The organism is Streptomyces sp. NPDC056628, assembly GCF_042792555.1.
Taxonomy (GTDB): domain Bacteria; phylum Actinomycetota; class Actinomycetes; order Streptomycetales; family Streptomycetaceae; genus Streptomyces.
Map to the genome: position 1 here is coordinate 1 of NZ_JBHTWG010000095.1, position 1,623 is coordinate 1,623.

Annotated in this window: 1 protein-coding gene; it reads right to left on the bottom strand. The window is 41.0% G+C overall.

Translation table 11 applies throughout. From position 1 onward, the window contains the following. Nucleotides 1–185: 185 nt before the first annotated feature. Nucleotides 186–1,336, bottom strand: a protein-coding gene (locus tag ACFRAC_RS36755) for an IS3 family transposase (protein WP_087614160.1) whose coding sequence is annotated in 2 segments (ribosomal slippage) — nt 186–1,063 and nt 1,063–1,336 — 1,152 coding nt in all. Because the reading frame shifts where the segments join, the coding sequence is not laid out codon by codon here. Nucleotides 1,337–1,623: the final 287 nt, after the last annotated feature.

Genomic DNA, 1,623 nt, shown 5'->3' on the forward strand with positions numbered 1-1,623 from the left:
ACCCCGAGCACAACGACTTAACCGATCCGATTCCTAATGAAGAGCTGAAGGAAAATATGAATGATGAAAAACACAAACGCCAGCAAAGAGATAACTCTCAAAGCGAACGGGATTACGACACAAAATAGAACCCCTCACAAAATGGGGACTGACCCCCGTTTTTGAGACAGGGATCAAAACACCTTTTAAACAGCCAATTGCCGATAATTTATCGGTGATTGGTTGTTTAGTTTCGTTTGAATACGAATATTGTTATAATAATGAATGTATTCTATGACAGTGCGTTCTACGATGGCGGTCGTGGTTCGATCAATGCTGTTAAGATAGAACGTTTCAGACTTTAGTGAGGAATGAAACGATTCGATGGAGGCATTATCAGCGGGTGTCCCTTTGCGGGACATGCTCATGGTAATGCCTTTTGTTTTAACAGCTTTCTGATACTCGTAAGATGTATACACAGATCCTTGGTCACTATGTAACACGCAGTTCTCAGGCAGTGTTGGCAGTTGATCAAGTGTGTGTAAGACAAAGTCTGTGTCCTGCTTATCTCCAATCGTAAAAGCAATCACTTCTCCATTATATACATCCAATATACTGGAAAGGTACAATTGTTTCTGTCCATAAGGCAAATACGTGATGTCTGTTACTAGTTTTTCAAGAGGATGATCAGACTGAAAGTTCCTATCTAATATATTGTCGACCACGGCATATGGCTGCCCATTCTTCTTGCGCTTTTTCACCTTAACCCGGCACTGCCACTGATTTTTCTGCATAATACGCTGAACCGTTTTATGGTTAATACACATTCTCTTTTTTAATATAGCTGTGATTTTTCGATATCCATATCGATACTGGTGCTCTCGGCACAACGTGCCGATTTGTTTTTCTAAATGGCGCTTGGGATGATCTTTCTTCAGATTCTTCTTCCAACGATAATAAGACGAGCGAGAGATACCTAAATGAATACAGATATCCTGCACGGTCATTGTGCTGTGCAATTCTTCTACAAGTTCGACTGACGTTTGGCTATCAACTTCCTTTCCAATTCGTTGTACTTTTTTAACACTTCATTCTGTTGTCTCAGATATCGATTCTCTGCCTGCAGTTTCTCTAATTCGGAAGAATACTCCGGACCTTTTCCATAAGTGTATTGCTTACCAACAGGCTGTTCAAATCGATGTGTATCACCAGCCTTATACCATCTGACCCATGTCTTAATCTGCGTATTATTTTTGATATTCAACTCCTGCATGATCTCTTTCATAGGTACGCCTGCCAATCTCATTTCTACAGCCTTCTGTTTCACTTCAACCGGATAACTCACTCTTGTCCCCATAGAAAAAACACCTCCAAGTCTAATTTCGGATAACAATCATCCGTATTCAAACTTGAAGGTGTTTTTATTTGTCTCATCTTATGGGGTCAGTCCCCGTCAATGTGAGGGGGTTATTTGTGTGTAAACATCCTTCCTATTTCATCATAAATCAAGAGATCCCTCTACCGTCGTTAGCGCGGTTTCATACATCTTACCCATTGGCATTCCTAAGCTTTCCCACTTCTTGAAGTGTTCGCTGACAGAATACGGTTCCGCTCGTTCGTTTTGTCTGCTGGACACTCCAATAC